The following is a 15,328-nucleotide window of genomic DNA, read 5'->3' on the forward strand; positions in this document are numbered from 1 at the left end:
ACAGCATGGTCACCCAGCTCAGCGGCGGCCAGCAGCAGCGCGTGGCGGTGGCCCGTTCCCTCGCCATGGACCCGCCGCTGCTGCTGGCGGACGAGCCCACGGGCAACCTCGACACAAAGTCGGCGGACTCCGTTTTCGATCTGCTGCGAAAGGCCAACCGCGAGCGCGGCATGGCGATTCTCTTCGTCACGCACAACCCCGAACTGGCCGGGCGCTGCGACCGCATCATCCAGGTCGTGGACGGCATGATCCGCGATTGATGCAGGTCAATCCGAAGGCCGCGGCGATGCCCAGAATGGACGCGTGAAGAGCGGGCAGGCATCGCGGTCGCAGACGCAGCCGTGCCCCGCAAGGAGCCATCCCGTGTACCGACGAATACTCGTTCCCATAGACGGCAGCCCGGCATCGGCCCAAGGCGTCGCCGAGGCGATCCGCCTCGCCCGGCCGATGGGAAGCCGGGTGCGGCTGCTGCACGCCATCGACGATCTCTCGGTTTCGCGCGCCGGCTATGCCCACGACGGCGCGCCGCAGTTGCGCGCCGAAGCCGCGCGCATGCTCGCCCGAAGCGCCGAGCGCGTCCGCCGCGCCGGCATCGAGGTAGACACCGTGCTCTACAACGAAACGGACGGCACGGTGGCCAGCCTCGTCGCCGACGAGGCACGCGGATGGCACGCCGACCTGATCATTGCCGGCACGCGCGGCCGGCGCGGCCTCGGGCAGCTGCTGCTGGGAAGCAGCACCGAGCGGATCGTGCGTGGCTCCAGTGTTCCCGTGCTGCTGGTGCACGCGGGCGGGGGCGAGCAGGCGGATGCCGGGTAGCCTCAGCCTTGTCGTGCGCGGCGCTCTGCGAGTTCGAAGATGCCCATGCCCGCGAGCATCGCGAGCACGAAGACGAGCCCCTTGGTTTCGCCCATGCCGAGGGCGACGAGGCCCGGGCCGGGACAGAAGCCAGCGATGCCCCAGCCCACGCCGAAAAGAATGCTGCCGAGGACCAGGCGCCGGTCTATTTCGCGCGCGGATGGCAGGCGCATCGGCGAGCCCAGCAGGGACGTGCTGCGCCGCCTTGCCGCCAGGAACGCGACCGATCCGACGGCGATGGCGCCCGCCATGACGAAGGCCAGGGACGGGTCCCAGTTGCCGGCGAGGTCGAGGAAGCCGAGCACCTTGGCCGGGTTGGCCATGCCCGAGACGATGAGGCCGAGGCCGAAGACGAGGCCGGCGAGCAGCGAGGCGAGTGCGATCATGGCGCTCTCCTCAGATGCCGAGCAGATGGCGCACCACGAACACCGTGGCGAAGCCCGCGCCCATGAACGCGATGGTGGCCACGAGCGAACGCGGCGACAGGCGCGAGAGGCCGCAGACGCCGTGGCCGCTGGTGCAGCCGGAGCCGTAGCGCGTCCCCAGGCCCACGAGCAGGCCGGCCAGCACCAGCGCGCCGTAGCCCGCGTCGATCTGCGGGCGGGGCAGCACCGTGAAAAGCAGGTAGACCGACGGCGCGCCCACAAGCCCGAGCACGAAGGCGGCGCGCCAGCCGATGTCGCCCCTCGAGGGCCGGAGCAGGTCTCCCAGCACGCCGCTGATGCCCGCGACGCGTCCGTTGAGCAGCACGAACATCGCCGCGGCGATGCCGATGAGGGCCCCGCCAGCCAGCGAGGCGAGGGGCGTGAAGTAGCTCCAGTCGACGGACATCATTCCTCCTGGGGGCAGTAGAGGCGATAGAGCACGCCGAGGAGCTCCAGCATCGCGGGATCGGCCACGCTGTAGAAGATGCTCTTGCCCTCGCGGCGGGTGTTGACCACGCCCTCGTTGCGCAGCACGCCCAGCTGCTGCGAAAGCGTGGGCTGGTGGATGCCCAGCGTCTGCTCGAGGTCGCTCACGCACATCTCGCCCTGCGAGAGCTGGCACAGCAGCAGGAGGCGGTCTTCGTTGGCCAGCAGCTTGAGCGCCGCGACCGCCTTGCCGGCGGCGCCGCGCAGCACTTCGGGGTCGATGGCAAGAGTGGAATTCTTCATCGGGACTGGTTGACGTTTTCAATTTGAATATTATATTTAAACATATATTGTTTGTCGCAAGACCGAACTTCCACTCACGGAGCAACCATGACAGCGTCCACGACGATCCAGGGCTTTTTCGATTCCGCCACAGGCACGGTTTCCTATGTCGTCTGGGAGCACGCGGGCAGGCATGCCGCGGTCATCGACCCTGTGCTCGACTACGACTTCAGGTCGGGCCGCACCGCCACCGCGTCGGCCGACAGGCTGCTGGACTACCTGCGCGAACATGCGCTGCAGCTCGACTGGATCCTGGAGACGCACGCGCATGCGGACCACCTGTCAGGCGCGCGCCATGTCCAGCAGCATGCGGGCGGAAAGATCGCCATCGGCGAGAACATCCGCGTCGTCCAGTCGACCTTCGGCAAGCTCTTCAACTTCGAGCGCGCCTTCCTGCCCGACGGAAGCCAGTTCGACCACCTGTTCAAGGACGGCGAAGTTTTCAGGATCGGCGAGGTCGAAGCCACCGCCTTGCTGGTGCCGGGCCACACACCCGCGGACATGGCCTACCTGATCGACGGCGCGGTCTTCGTTGGTGACACGCTCTTCATGCCCGACCTCGGCAGCGCGCGCGCCGACTTTCCGGGCGGCGACGCCCGCCAGCTCTACGAATCGATGCGCAAGCTTCTGGCGCTGCCGCCCGACACCGCCATGTACGTCTGCCACGACTATCCGCCGGCGTCGAGGCAGGCCAGCTGGCAGACCACGGTCGCCGAACAGCGCGCCCGCAACATCCACGTGCGCGACGGCATCGGCGCCGACGAGTTCGTGGCGATGCGCACGGCGCGCGACGCGACGCTGGACGTGCCCACGCTCATCCTGCCGTCGATCCAGGTGAACGTGCGCGGCGGGCAGATGCCGCCCGCCGACGACAACGGCGTCGCGTACCTGCGCATCCCCGTGGATGCGCTTCCGGTACACCGGCGCCCGGCGGCCAGGTAGCCAGCCGCCGGCAGCCTCAGTGCGTCTCGGTCAGCTGATCGAGGATCGCCGGGTTCTCCAGCGTCGACACGTCCTGCGTGATCGCTTCGCCCTTGGCCACCGAGCGCAGCAGGCGGCGCATGATCTTTCCGCTGCGCGTCTTGGGCAGGTTGTCGGCGAAGCGGATCTCCCTGGGCTTGGCGATGGGGCCGATCTCCTTGCCGATCCACGCGCGCAATTCGGCGGCCAGGCGGTCTGCGTCCTTGCCGGTGGGGCGAGGCTGCTTGAGCACCACGAACGCGCAGATCGCCTCGCCCGTGGTCTCGTCGGGACGGCCCACCACCGCCGCCTCGGCCACCAGCGCCGTGCAGGCCACGAGCGCCGATTCGATTTCCATCGTGCCCATGCGGTGGCCGCTGACGTTCAGCACGTCGTCGATGCGCCCGCCGATGGTGAAGTAGCGCGTGAGCCTGTCGCGCGCGGCGCCGTCGCCCGCCAGGTAGTAGCCGCGCAGCTCCGGCGGAAAGTAGCTCGATCGGTAGCGCGCGTCGTCGCCCCACACGGCGCGGATCATGCTCGGCCATGGCTTCTTGATGACCAGCAGGCCGCTCTCGCCGTCGGGCACGTCGTTGCCCGTTTCGTCGACGATGGCCGCCGCGATGCCGGGGAAGGGCAGGGTGCAGGAGCCCGGCACGAGATCGGTGGCGCCGGGCAGCGGCGTGATCATGTGGCCGCCGGTCTCGGTCTGCCACCAGGTGTCGAGCACCGGGCAGCGGCCGCCGCCCACATGCTGGCGATACCACTCCCAGGCGGCCGGGTTGATCGGCTCGCCCACCGAGCCCAGCACGCGCAGGCTGCCGAGATCATGGCGGTCGGGGTGCACGGCCGGGTTGCCCTCGGCCGCCTTGATCAGCGAGCGGATGGCGGTGGGCGCCGTGTAGAACACCGTGACGCGGTGCCGTTCGATCATCTGCCAGAAGCGTCCCGCGTCGGGATAGGTGGGCACGCCCTCGAACACCACCTGCGTTGCGCCGATGGCCAGCGGACCGTAGGCGATGTACGTGTGGCCCGTGACCCAGCCGATGTCCGCCGTGCACCAGAACACGTCGTCGTCGTGCATGTCGAAGGTCCATTTGGTCGTGAGCGCCGCGTGCAGCAGATAGCCGCCGCTGCTGTGCTGCACGCCCTTGGGCTTGCCGGTCGAGCCCGAGGTGTAGAGCAGGAACAGCGGGTGCTCGGCGCCGATCCACTCGGGCTCGCAGCTGTCGTCCTGGGCCTGCGTGATCTCGTGCATCCACACGTCGCGCGGCGTCCATGCGATGGGCTGGCCGGTGCGGCGGTACACGATGACCGATTCCACCGCCTCGCAGCCGCCCAGCGCGATCGCCTCGTCGACCATCGCCTTGAGCGGCAGCTGCTTGCCCGAGCGCACCTGCTGGTCGGCGGTGACGACCACCGCCGCGCCGGTGTCGGCGATGCGATCACGCAGCGCATGCGCCGAGAAGCCGCCGAACACCACCGAGTGCACCGCGCCCAGCCGGGCGCAGGCCTGCATCGCTACAACGCCTTCGACCGACATCGGCATGTAGATGACGACGCGGTCGCCCTTCTTCACCCCGCGCGCCTTCAGCGCATTGGCCATGCGGCAGGTCTGCGCCAGCAGCTGCGCGTAGGTCGTGCGGGTGACGTTGCCGTCGTCCGACTCGAAGACGATCGCCACCTTGTCCCCCCGGCCGGCCTCCACCTGGCGGTCCAGGCAGTTCCACGAGACGTTGAGGGTGCCGTCCTCGAACCAGCGGTAGTAGGGCGCATCGCTGCCGTCGAGCGCCTTGGTGAACGGCGTCTTCCAGCCGATGAATTCGCGCGCGAGGCGGGCCCAGTAGCCCTCGTGATCGGCATCGGCTTCGGCCACCAGTGCGTCGTAGGCGGCGCGGCCGGCGACGTGGGCGGTGCGGGCGAGCGCCTCCGGTGGTGCGTAGGTCGGAAGACGGGACGGGAGATCGGGTGCGTTCATGTCTCGTGGCTTTCGTTTGGGAGGCCCGATCTTGCCGGCGGCGAAGAGGAGAACCTTGCGCCAGCGCAAGCTTCGGCGCGGCGCGCGCGTTCCTAATCCGCCCATTGCAAACAAGGAGACCCCCCGATGGAAGACGATCTGGTCGCGCGCGTCGCCGCGCATTCCCAATACAGGCAACTCAAGCGCAGGCGCGACCGCTTCGGCTGGACGCTGGCGGTGCTGATGCTCATCGTGTACTACGGCTTCGTGCTGCTGGTGGCCTTCGACAAGGAGTTCCTGGCGCGGCGCATCGGCGACGGCGTCATGACCCTGGGCATGCCGATCGGCTTCGGGGTGATCGTGTTCACCGTGGTGATCACCGGCTACTACGTGCGCCGCGCCAATGCGGAGTTCGACAACCTGTCCGATGCCGTGGTCAAGGCCGTCCAGAAGGAGGCCAGGCAATGAGCGCCGGTCTGCCGCACGTCTCGCGCGTGCCCTTCGTCCCGCGCATGCGATCCGCCGCTGCCTTCCTCTCCCTGTGCGCCGTCTCGGCGGGTGCTTTCGCGGCCGGCGCCGACCTGGGCCAGCTGCAGAAGCAGGCCACCAACTGGACCGCCATCGGCATGTTCGCGCTGTTCGTGGTGGGAACGCTCTTCATCACCAAGTGGGCCGCCGCGCGCACCCGCTCGGCGTCCGACTTCTACACGGCCGGCGGCGGCATCACGGGTTTCCAGAACGGGCTCGCCATCGCCGGCGACTACATGTCCGCGGCATCGTTCCTCGGCATCTCGGCGGCGGTGATGGCTTCCGGCTACGACGGGCTGATCTATTCCATCGGCTTCCTCGTGGGCTGGCCGGTCATCACCTTCCTGATGGCGGAGCGGCTGCGCAACCTCGGCAAGTTCACCTTCGCCGACGTCGCGGCCTTCAGGTTCAGGCAGACGCCGGTGCGCATCTTCGCGGCCTCCGGCACGCTGGTGGTGGTGGCGTTCTATCTCATCGCGCAGATGGTGGGCGCGGGGCAGCTCATCAAGCTGCTGTTCGGCCTCGAGTACTGGGTCGCGGTGGTCATCGTGGGCTCGCTCATGATGGTGTACGTGCTCTTCGGCGGCATGACGGCCACGACCTGGGTGCAGATCATCAAGGCCGGCCTGCTGCTGGGCGGCGCGAGCTTCATGGCGATCTCGGTGCTCTGGCACTTCGGTTTCAGCCCCGAGGCGATGTTCGCGGGCGCGGTCAAGGTCAAGACCGACCTGGCGCTGAAGGACGGCAAGACCGCCGAGGTGGCCGCGAGCATCGGGCAGTCGATCATGGGGCCGGGCAATTTCGTGAAGGACCCGATCTCGGCCATCTCCTTCGGCATGGCGCTCATGTTCGGCACGGCCGGGCTGCCGCACATCCTGATGCGCTTCTTCACCGTGCCCAGCGCCAAGGAGGCGCGCAAGTCGGTCATGTGGGCCACGGGCTGGATCGGCTATTTCTACCTGCTGACCTTCATCATCGGCTTCGGCGCCATCACCTTCGTCCTGACGAACCCGGACTTCCTCGACGCCAAGGGAGTGCTCAGGGGCGGCGGCAACATGGCGGCGATCCACCTCGCCAGCGCGGTGGGCGGCAACGTGTTCCTCGGCTTCATCTCGGCGGTGGCCTTCGCGACCATCCTCGCGGTGGTGGCGGGCCTCACGCTGTCGGGCGCTTCCGCCGTGTCGCACGACCTGTATGCCACCGTCATCAAGAAGGGCGACGCGGGCAGCGCGGCCGAGCTGCGGGTGTCCAGGATCACCACGCTGGCGCTCGGCGCGCTGGCGGTGCTGCTGGGCATCGTTTTCGAGAAGCAGAACATCGCCTTCATGGTGTCGCTGGCCTTCGCCATCGCGGCCTCGGCCAACTTCCCGGTGCTCTTCATGTCGGTGCTCTGGAAGGGCTGCACCACGCGCGGAGCGGTGATCGGCGGCTTCCTGGGGCTGGTGTCCTCGGTGGTGCTGACGGTGGTGTCGCCCTCGGTCTGGGAGGCCACCTTCGGCCATCCGGCCGGCTCGGCTCCGTTCCCGTACGCCTCGCCGTGCCTGTTCTCGATGAGCATCGCCTTCGTGGGCATCTGGCTGTTCTCGGTGCTGGACCGGAGTGCGCGCGCGCAGGTGGATCGCGGCGGTTTCCTCGCGCAGCAGGTGCGCTCCGAGACAGGCATCGGCGCGCATGGCGCGAGCGGGCACTGAACGAGGCCGCGTGCTGGCCGCGGCCCGGCGCCGCGGTCAGTCGGCGCCGATCAGCACCTTGACGTGCGCGGCGGCGCTGCGGGCGAGCGCGCTGAGCGCGTAGCCGCCTTCGAGGCAAGAGATGACGCGGCCACGGCAATGCCGCAGCGCCACGTCCATGAGCTGCCGGGTGACCCAGGCGTAGTCGTTCTCCACCAGGCCGAGGTTGCCCATGTCGTCCTCCCTGTGCCCGTCGAAGCCCGCCGAGACGTAGACGAGCTGCGGGGCGAAGGCTTCGAGCGCCGGCAGCCAGCGGCCGGTGACGGCCGCCCTGAAAGCATTGCCGCCCGAGCGCGAAGGCAGCCCGACGTTCACCATCCGCGGACCGTTGTCCTCCTCGCCCGAGAAGGGATAGAGCCCCTGCTCGAAGATGGAGCACATGAGCACGCGCTCGTCGTCGCGGAAGATGTCCGCGCTGCCGTTGCCGTGATGCACGTCGAAGTCGATCAGGGCCACGCGCTGCAGGCCGTGAACGTCCAGCGCGTGGCGGATGCCCACCGCCACGTTGTTGAAGAAGCAGAAGCCCATGGCCGCGTCGCGCGTGGCGTGATGGCCCGGCGGGCGCACGTTGCAGAAGGCCGTGGGCGCCTCGCCGGCCAGCACCAGGTCGGTGGCCAGCACCGCAGCCCCGGCGGCGCGCAGCGCGGCCCGCAGGGTGTGCGGGTTCATCAGGGTGTCGGGGTCGACGAAGCGGTGCCCCTCGACGGGTGCCATCGCGACGAGTTCGCGCACATGCGACATCGTGTGCGCGCGTGCCAGCTGGGCCTGCGTGGCAAGCGGGGCGTCGTACGGGGCCATGTGGTCGAGCAGGCCCGCGATCAGCAGACGGTCGTGGATGGCGGAAAGCCGCTGCGGGCTTTCCGGATGGCCCGCGCCCATGTCGTGGCGCGCGCAGTCTGCGTGGGTGATGTAGGCGCTCAGCATGCGGGCTCCTTGCTTCTTCGAAAGCCGGGCGGCCCTCGAGGGGAGCCCGCTGCCGGCGGTGCCGGTCGCGTGACGGCTACTGGATCTTCAGCGTGGTGCGGGCCGAGCCTTCGCGCTTGGGCAGCGTGAGGTGCAGCACGCCGTCCTCGAGCTTCGCCACGGCGGTCTTTTCGTCGACTTCGCTGGCCAGCGAGAAGCCGCGCGACATGCTGCCGCGATAGGTCTCGCGGACGATGGAGCGGCCCTGCTTCTTTTCCTCGTCCTTCCTGATCTCGGCCGAGATGGAGACGTAGCTGCCGTCGATGGAGACGCGCACGTCTTCCTTCCTGGCACCGGGGATCTCGGCGGTGACGAGGTATTCCTTGTCGTTCTCGTTGATGTCGAGCCGGATGTCGGCCGGCAGTTCGGCCTCGTCGATCAGCTGCAGGGGACGCGCCCAGCGGCGCATCATGTCGGGAAAGAGGTTCTCGATGCGGTCCAGGCGGGACAGTGCGGTGTTCATGCGCTTTGCTCCATGAGTGGGTTGAGGGATCTTCAATCTAGGCGCCCGCCGCCGGAGTTCCGTTGCGCTGGATCAAGCGCGTCCGCGGTTGGCGCGAGAGGATGCGATCCATCGTCCACGATCGAAAAGGAGAGCCCCATGCGCCGGATTCCCTTCCTGTGCGAAGCCAGCCGCGCGGCCGGCCGGACCATGCCGGCCGTCGCGCTCGCGCTGGCGGCCTGTACGGGCCTGCTCGGCGGCACCGCCTCGGCCCAGTCCCGGGGCGAACTGCTCTACAACACCAACTGCGTCGCCTGCCACAACGAGAAGATGCACTGGCGCGGCAGGAAGCTGGTCAACCACTGGGACAGCCTCGAGGAGCAGGTGCGGCGCTGGCAGCAGGCCTCCTCGCTGGGCTGGCGCGACCAGGACATCATGGAAGTCGCCCGCTACCTGAACGACCGCTTCTACGGCTTCACGCCGCCGAGCGCGACCAGCCTGCTCAAGCCCTCAGTTGCAGCACCATCCGCCGCAGGCCCGACGAGGGCGGCTCCGCCGGATCGGCCTTGAAACCCATCGCGGCCGCGAGCTTCAGCATCCGGGTGTTCTCGCGCAACACGACACCCACCAGCCGTGCCGTGCCGCGGCTGCGCGCATGTTCGATCAGCCGATCGAACAGGATCGCGCCCAGCCCCTGGCCCTTGAGCTCGGAGCGCACGACGATGGCGAACTCGGCCTCGACGTTGTCGGGGTCGCTCACCGTGCGGGCAACGCCCAGCGTGTAGGCGTTGCCCTGCGCATCGATGTCCTCGGCGATGAAGGCCATCTCGCGGTCGTAGTCGATCTGGGTCAGCCGCGCGAGCTCGCTGCGGGCCATTTCCTTGCGCACCGAGAAGAACCGCATGCGCATGTCCTCCGCGTCCAGCGACTCCAGGAAGCGCCGGTGCTGCGGCTCGTCCTCGGGCCTGATCGGCCTGACCACGATCTCGCGCCCGTTCCATTTCTGCGTGCGCACCCACTGGTCGGGGTAGGGCAGTATCGCGAAGCGCCCGGTTCCGTGCGCCGGCATGCGCGACACCCGCATGCGCGCGTCGAGCGCCAGTGCCCCGTTCTCGTCGACCCACAGCGGGTTGATGTCCAGCTCCGCCAGTTGCGGCAGGTCGGCCAGCACCCGCGAGACCGCGACGAGCACGTCGTGCAGCGCATCGAGCCGGGCCGGCGGATGGTCGCGATAGCCCGCCAGCAGGCGTGACACGCGCGTGCGCGACACCAGTTCCGCGGCGAGCGCGCGGTTCAGCGGCGGCAGCGCGATGGCCGTGTCGCCTGCGACCTCGACCGCCGTGCCGCCCTGGCCGAAGAGGATCACGGGGCCGAAGACCGGATCGACGCTGGCGCCGACGATGATCTCCTGCGCATGCGGGCGGTGCACCGAGTGCTGCACGGTGAAGCCGTCGATCCGCGCCAGCGGCCTGGCGTTCCTCACCGCGTCGAGCATCTCGCCGGCCGCGCCGCGCAGCGCGGCTTCGTCGCAAAGGCCCAGTCGCACACCGCCGACGTCCGACTTGTGCGTGATGTCGCGCGAGAGGATCTTCAGCGCCACCGGGTATCCCAGCCCCTTGGCAGCCTCGACGGCCGCCTCGGCCGTCGGCGCGACGGCGACGGTGGGTACCGTCTCGATGCCGTAGGCCTGCAGGAGCGACTTGGCCTCCTGTTCGTCGAGCCATTCGCGCTGCTCGGCCAGCGCCGAGCCCAGCGTGGCGCGCACCGCGGCGGCGTCCGGCACGGCGCCATGGCCGGTGCCCGGCGTCTCCATCAGGATCTCCTGGTTGCGCCTGTAGGTCTGCAGCATCGCGAAGGCGTGCACCGCCTCTTCAGGCGTGGCGTAGTCGGCCACGCCGGCATCCTCGAAGAGCCTGCGCGCCTGGGCCACCGCGTCGTCGCCGAGCCAGGCGCTCATCACGCGCGAGGCGTGGCCGCGCACCAGCGGCAGGCAGGCGCGCGCGATGTCCTCGCTGCGCACGATGGCCGTGGGCGCATGCATGAAGAGCACCGCGCCGGCCGACGCGTCGGCCAGCAGCGCGCCGAGCGTCTCGGCATAGCGTTCGGCCGGCGCGTCGCCGATGATGTCGATGGGGTTGGCGCGCGACCAGTTCGCCGGAAGCAGCGCGTCGAGGCGGGCGAGCAGCGCGCAGCCGGGGTCGGCCAGCGCCACGCCCTCGCGCGCGGCCGCGTCGGCCGCCATCACGCCTGCGCCTCCGCCGTTGGTCATGACCGTGAGCCTGCCGTGGCCGTTGCCCCGGAAGCGCGACAGGGTTTGCGCGGCGACGAAGAGCTCCTGCAGCGTGTCGACGCGCAGCATTCCGGCGCGCCGCAGCGCGGCGTCGTAGACCGCGTCGGAGCCCGCCAGCGCGCCCGTGTGCGAGGCAGCGGCGGCAATTCCGTGGCCGGCGCGCCCGGCCTTCAGCACGATCACCGGCTTGTTGCGGGCCGCCGCGCGCGCGGCCGACATGAACTTGCGCGGCGATTCGACGGACTCCACGTACAGCAGGATCGATCGCGTGCGCGCATCGCTGGCCAGGTGGTCGAGCAGGTCGCCGAAGTCGACGTCGCAGTGCTCGCCCAGCGAGACCAGGTGCGACAGACCCACGCCGCGGCTGCGCGTCCAGTCGAGCACGGCCGTGACCAGCGCGCCCGACTGCGAGACGAAGGCCACGTCGCCCGCCAGCGCGTCGGTGTGCGCGAAGCTGGCGTTCAGGCCGATGTGGGGGCTCAGCAGGCCCAGGCAGTTGGGGCCCAGCAGCCGCAGGGTGAAGGGGCGGGCCGCATCCAGCGCCGCCTGTTTCTGCCTCGGGTCAAGGCCGGCCGTGATGATCACCGCCGCGCGGGTGCCCAGCGCGCCCAGCTCGGCGATCAGCGGCGCCACGGTGGCCGGGGGCGTGCAGATCAGCGCCAGGTCGGGCGCGGCGGGCAGGTGCGCCGCGTCGGGGAAGACGGGCACGCCGTCGAGCGAGGCGTGTTTCGGGTTCACCCCGTGCACCGCGCCCTTGAAGCCGCCTGCACGCAGGTTGCGCCACACCGTGGCGCCGACGCTGGCGGGCCGGCTGGAAGCGCCGAACACGGCGACGGAGGCCGGCGACAGCAGGCGGTCCAGATGTCGGATGCTCATGGCGTTGATGGCTGTGTGGCGGGGCGCCCATCGTGCAAGGCCGAACGGCCCGCCGGCTTGATGCATGTCAACCCGCCGTGCGGACAAGGGCGCAAGCTCCGTCAGCAAGGAGTCCGCCATGGATACCCGTTTGCCTGGAGCCGCGCCCGATGCCGCCGATATTTGATCCGTGGCAGGCGTACGTGATCGCGGCCGAGGTCTCGATGGCCACGAACGCGGGCGCGGGGGCGCTCGCCGCGCTGCGCTCGCAGCGGCTGGCGCAACTGGTCGCGGCCGCGGCGGCACATTCGCCGCGCTACCGGCGCCTGCTGGCGGGATGCGATCCGGCCACCGTGCGGCTGGAAGAACTGCCGGTGTCCCGCAAGGCGGAACTGATGCGCGACTTCGCCGACTGGGTCTGCGACCCGGCGCTCTCGCTGCCGGCACTGCGCCGCTTCGTCGCCGAGCCGGCGAACATCGCGGCCGACTGCCTCGGGCCCTACACGGCATGGGAAAGCTCTGGCAGCACCGGCGAGCCCGCGATCTTCGTGCAGGACGCGCGCGCGATGGCCGTGTACGACGCGCTGGAGGCGCTGCGCCGTCCGCTGCTGCGGCCCCTCGACCGATTGTTCGACCCATGGAGCCTGACCGAGCGCATCGCCTTCGTGGGCGCGACCGGCGGGCATTTCGCGAGCACCGTATCGGTCGAGCGGCTGCGCCGCCTGCAGTCCGGCCTCGCGCCGCGCCTGCGCGGCATTTCCTTCCTGCAGCCGCTGGACAGGCTGTGCGCCGAGCTCGATGCGTTCAGCCCCACGGTGGTGGCCACCTATCCCAGCGCCGCCATCGTGCTCGCGCAGGAGCGGGAGGCCGGCAGGCTGAAAGCCGCGCCGCGCGAGATATGGACCGGCGGCGAAACGCTCTCCGCAGCCGGCCGCGCCTACCTGAAGCAGGCGTTCGGCTGCCCCGTCGCCAACAGCTACGGCGCGTCGGAGTTCCTGTCGCTGGCCTTCGAATGCTCGCGGGGCGTGCTGCACCTGAACAGCGACTGGGCGATCCTGGAGCCGGTCGACGCGCACGGCCGGGCGGTGCCGTCCGGCCACGCAGGAAGCACGACCCTGCTGACCAACCTGGCCAACCACCTGCAGCCGCTGATCCGCTACGACCTGGGCGACCGGGTCAGGCTGCTGCCAGAGCCCTGCGGGTGCGGATCGCACCTGCCGGCCATCGAGGTGCACGGCCGCGACGACGACACGCTGTGCCTGCCCGGCGGCGCGGGCATGCCGGCGGTGCAGGTGGTGCCGCTGGCGGTGAGCACGGTGCTCGAGGAGGAGGCCGGCCTGTTCGACTTCCAGCTGGTGCAGCAGGGGCCGCGCGACCTGCTGCTGAAAACCCGCGGCGAGGGAGAGAAGGCGCAGCGGACCCTGCACAAGGCCCGCGAGGCGCTCGCGGCGTTCCTCGAAGCACAGGGCGCGAGGGGCGTGCGCATCCAGTGCCGCGCGGGTGAGAGCACGAAGTGCGGGCGCAGCGGCAAGTTCCGGCGGGTGGTCTCGCAGGCCGCAAAACCGGGCGACGGGTGTTGACCTGCATCAAGGTCCGCGCCGCGGCGGTCCGCAGAATCGCCGGCACTGTTCAAGAGGTACGAATGCAATCCCTGCTTTACTCCGGCGTCCTGGATCTTCCGTGGTGGGGCGTGCTGCTGGCCGCGCTCGCGCTCACACACGTCACCATCGCTTCCGTCACCATCTTCCTGCACCGCCACCAGGCGCACCGCGCGCTCGACCTGCACCCCGCGGCGAGCCACTTCTTCCGCTTCTGGCTCTGGCTGACCACCGGCATGGTGACCCGCGAGTGGGCCGCGGTGCACCGCAAGCACCACGCCAAGTGCGAAACCCCCGAAGACCCGCACAGCCCGCAGGTGCACGGGCTCAACCGTGTGCTGTGGGGCGGCGTGCTTCTCTACATGCGCGAGGCGCGGCACGCCGAGACCCTGGAACGCTACGGCCAGGGCACGCCCGACGACTGGCTGGAGCGGCATCTCTACTCGCGGCACAAGACCCTGGGCATCGTGCTGATGGGCGTCGTGGACATGGCGCTCTTCGGCGTCGTGCCGGGCGCGCTGGTGCTGCTCACGCAGATCGCGTGGATTCCGTTCTGGGCGGCCGGCGTGGTCAACGGCATTGGCCACTACTGGGGCTACCGCAACTGGCCGGCCCGCGACGCCAGCACGAACATCTTTCCCGTCGGCATCCTGATCGGCGGGGAGGAACTGCACAACAACCACCATGCCTTTCCGGCCTCGGCGAAGCTTTCGAGCAAGTGGTTCGAGTTCGACATCGGCTGGCTCTACATCCGCACGCTGCAGGCGCTGGGCCTGGCCCGCGTGAAGCACGTGGCGCCCACGCCGCGCCTGGTTGCGCCCAAGGCGAACGTCGACCTGGCCACGGTGCAGGCGATCATCCGCTGCCACTACGACGTGCTGTCGAACTACACGCGCTCGCTGAAGAAAGCCTGCGTGGCCGAGCTCGGCCGCCTGCGCGGCATTTCGCCGGAGGCCGCGCGCGCCCTGAAGGCCGTCAAGCCCTGGCTCGGCAAGGACCAGGGCCTGCTCGGGCCCTCGCGGCAGCAGCAGGTGATGCAGGCGTTGAAGGCCTCACAGGCGCTGGCTACGATGTATTCGATGCGCGGCGAGCTGACCGCGTTGTGGAGCCGTTCCACCGCCACGGGCGAGCAGCTCGCCAGGCAATTGCAGGACTGGTGCCAGCGCGCCGAGGCGAGCGGCATCGCGCCACTGGCGGATTTTTCGCGCCGGCTGCGTTCATACGCCTGAACGCACTCGAAAGCACCGGCGCCGAGGAGTAGCGGATGAAGCCTGTTGCGGCACTTTCGGTTTCCATCGTGGCCGCCGTCCTTGCGACAGCCTGCGGCGGCTTTCCGCCAGCCGCACCGGGCGGCGCCACGCTCACCGGCTCGCTCGCTTCTTCCGTGCCCGGCAGCGTGGCCGCCAGGGCGATGGACGACAGCGACCGCCGCCGCGCGGCGAGCGCGCTGGAGAGCCTGGGCAACGGCGAATCGTCGTCCTGGCGCAACCGCGACACCGGCGACAGCTTCGTCTTCACGCCCACGCGCAGCTTCGAGCGCGGCGGTGCCCGCTGCCGCGAATTCCGGCTCGAAGTCGTGGTCGGCGGCCGCCACGACGGCATCGGCGGCAACGCATGCCGCCAGGCCGACGGCTCCTGGCGCATGGCCGCCTGAGGCATGCGGGACAGGGCCGGCGGCCCGGCCCTTGGTGGTGGCGGGCCCTTGTGGCGGATGAGCGCCGGCGGGCCGTGGCGCCGTTCAGTGCGCCATCCAGACCGGGACCGAAGCCCGCTCCAGCACCGTGCGCGTGGCGCCGCCGAACACCAGCTCGCGTGCCGGGCTGTGGCCGTAGGCACCCATGACGATCAGGCCGGCGCCGGTCTCCCGCGCGAGCGAGAGAAGCGCCTCGCCGGCATGCCTGTCCTCMTCCGGCGCCTTGTGTTCACGCGTCTGCCCGACGCCGTGCAGACGCAGGTA

17 protein-coding genes are annotated in these 15,328 nt (G+C 69.9%); 9 read left to right on the top strand and 8 right to left on the bottom strand.

The genetic code is table 11. The annotated features are described in order from the left end of the window. Together QMO14_RS30710 and QMO14_RS30715 are read left to right on the top strand one after the other, a co-directional pair. Positions 1-260: ATP-binding cassette domain-containing protein (locus QMO14_RS30710; RefSeq protein ID WP_301511834.1), on the top strand; the 260-nt coding region annotated here is incomplete at its 5' end. 103 nt (positions 261-363) lie between these two features. Beyond that, complete coding sequence (locus QMO14_RS30715; RefSeq protein ID WP_301511836.1) at positions 364-819, top strand: universal stress protein; 456 nt, start codon at positions 364-366, stop codon at positions 817-819. Between the two features lie 2 nt (positions 820-821). Here the strand turns inward: QMO14_RS30715 and QMO14_RS30720 are convergent, their stop codons facing one another. Genes QMO14_RS30720 through QMO14_RS30730 form a run of 3 tightly spaced genes read right to left on the bottom strand, consistent with a single transcriptional unit; the run spans position 822 to position 2,012 of the window. Next, positions 822-1,244, bottom strand: coding sequence for a YeeE/YedE family protein (locus QMO14_RS30720; RefSeq protein WP_301511838.1), 423 nt, complete (start codon positions 1,242-1,244; stop codon positions 822-824). A gap of 10 nt (positions 1,245-1,254) precedes the next feature. Continuing rightward, the gene (locus QMO14_RS30725) at positions 1,255-1,689 is read right to left on the bottom strand and encodes a YeeE/YedE family protein (protein ID WP_301511839.1); all 435 of its coding nucleotides are present in this window, start codon (positions 1,687-1,689) and stop codon (positions 1,255-1,257) included. After that, the gene (locus QMO14_RS30730) at positions 1,689-2,012 is read right to left on the bottom strand and encodes a metalloregulator ArsR/SmtB family transcription factor (RefSeq protein WP_301511841.1); all 324 of its coding nucleotides are present in this window, start codon (positions 2,010-2,012) and stop codon (positions 1,689-1,691) included. Before QMO14_RS30730 ends, QMO14_RS30725 begins: the two co-directional genes overlap by 1 nt. A gap of 87 nt (positions 2,013-2,099) precedes the next feature. Between QMO14_RS30730 and QMO14_RS30735 the strand changes: the two genes are divergently transcribed. Continuing rightward, positions 2,100-2,993 carry an MBL fold metallo-hydrolase gene (locus tag QMO14_RS30735; RefSeq protein WP_301511842.1) on the top strand — a complete coding sequence of 298 codons (894 nt, stop codon included), beginning with the start codon at positions 2,100-2,102 and terminating at the stop codon, positions 2,991-2,993. Between the two features lie 16 nt (positions 2,994-3,009). On the opposite strand, the gene acs is transcribed toward QMO14_RS30735, so the two are convergent. After that, a complete protein-coding gene (gene acs / locus QMO14_RS30740) occupies positions 3,010-4,986 on the bottom strand; it encodes an acetate--CoA ligase (protein ID WP_301511843.1) in 1,977 nt (658 codons plus the stop codon). Between the two features lie 126 nt (positions 4,987-5,112). Between acs and QMO14_RS30745 the strand changes: the two genes are divergently transcribed. After that, positions 5,113-5,433: a DUF485 domain-containing protein gene (locus QMO14_RS30745; RefSeq protein ID WP_301511844.1), complete on the top strand. Its 321-nt coding sequence runs from the start codon at positions 5,113-5,115 to the stop codon at positions 5,431-5,433. A gap of 44 nt (positions 5,434-5,477) precedes the next feature. Beyond that, entirely contained in the window at positions 5,478-7,184 is a 1,707-nt protein-coding gene (locus QMO14_RS30750) for a cation acetate symporter (protein ID WP_301511855.1), read from the top strand. Between the two features lie 36 nt (positions 7,185-7,220). Here the strand turns inward: QMO14_RS30750 and QMO14_RS30755 are convergent, their stop codons facing one another. Continuing rightward, positions 7,221-8,147, bottom strand: coding sequence for a histone deacetylase family protein (locus QMO14_RS30755; RefSeq protein WP_301511846.1), 927 nt, complete (start codon positions 8,145-8,147; stop codon positions 7,221-7,223). Between the two features lie 76 nt (positions 8,148-8,223). Continuing rightward, a complete protein-coding gene (locus QMO14_RS30760; protein WP_301511848.1) occupies positions 8,224-8,649 on the bottom strand; it encodes an Hsp20/alpha crystallin family protein in 426 nt (141 codons plus the stop codon). A gap of 138 nt (positions 8,650-8,787) precedes the next feature. Between QMO14_RS30760 and QMO14_RS30765 the strand changes: the two genes are divergently transcribed. Further along, on the top strand, positions 8,788-9,198 hold the full coding sequence (locus QMO14_RS30765) for a cytochrome C (RefSeq protein WP_301511849.1): 411 nt from the start codon (positions 8,788-8,790) through the stop codon (positions 9,196-9,198). Here the strand turns inward: QMO14_RS30765 and QMO14_RS30770 are convergent. Further along, on the bottom strand, positions 9,131-11,794 hold the full coding sequence (locus tag QMO14_RS30770) for a bifunctional acetate--CoA ligase family protein/GNAT family N-acetyltransferase (protein WP_301511850.1): 2,664 nt from the start codon (positions 11,792-11,794) through the stop codon (positions 9,131-9,133). The genes QMO14_RS30765 and QMO14_RS30770 overlap by 68 nt on opposite strands. 149 nt (positions 11,795-11,943) lie before the next feature. Between QMO14_RS30770 and QMO14_RS30775 the strand changes: the two genes are divergently transcribed. The 3 genes from QMO14_RS30775 to QMO14_RS30785 all read left to right on the top strand — a co-directional run bounded on the left by QMO14_RS30775 (position 11,944) and on the right by QMO14_RS30785 (position 15,025). After that, a complete protein-coding gene (locus tag QMO14_RS30775) occupies positions 11,944-13,353 on the top strand; it encodes a phenylacetate--CoA ligase family protein (RefSeq protein WP_301511851.1) in 1,410 nt (469 codons plus the stop codon). 62 nt (positions 13,354-13,415) lie between these two features. Beyond that, positions 13,416-14,600, top strand: a complete 1,185-nt coding sequence (locus QMO14_RS30780; protein ID WP_301511852.1) for a fatty acid desaturase — start codon at positions 13,416-13,418, stop codon at positions 14,598-14,600. Between the two features lie 35 nt (positions 14,601-14,635). Continuing rightward, positions 14,636-15,025 (top strand): RT0821/Lpp0805 family surface protein, encoded by a 390-nt coding sequence (locus QMO14_RS30785; RefSeq protein ID WP_301511853.1) that lies wholly within the window; start codon positions 14,636-14,638, stop codon positions 15,023-15,025. A gap of 84 nt (positions 15,026-15,109) precedes the next feature. On the opposite strand, the gene QMO14_RS30790 is transcribed toward QMO14_RS30785, so the two are convergent. After that, positions 15,110-15,328 (bottom strand): universal stress protein (locus QMO14_RS30790; protein ID WP_301511854.1); only part of this gene is annotated, 219 nt, incomplete at its 5' end.

Source organism: Variovorax sp. CAN15, assembly GCF_030462475.1.
Taxonomy (GTDB): domain Bacteria; phylum Pseudomonadota; class Gammaproteobacteria; order Burkholderiales; family Burkholderiaceae_C; genus Variovorax.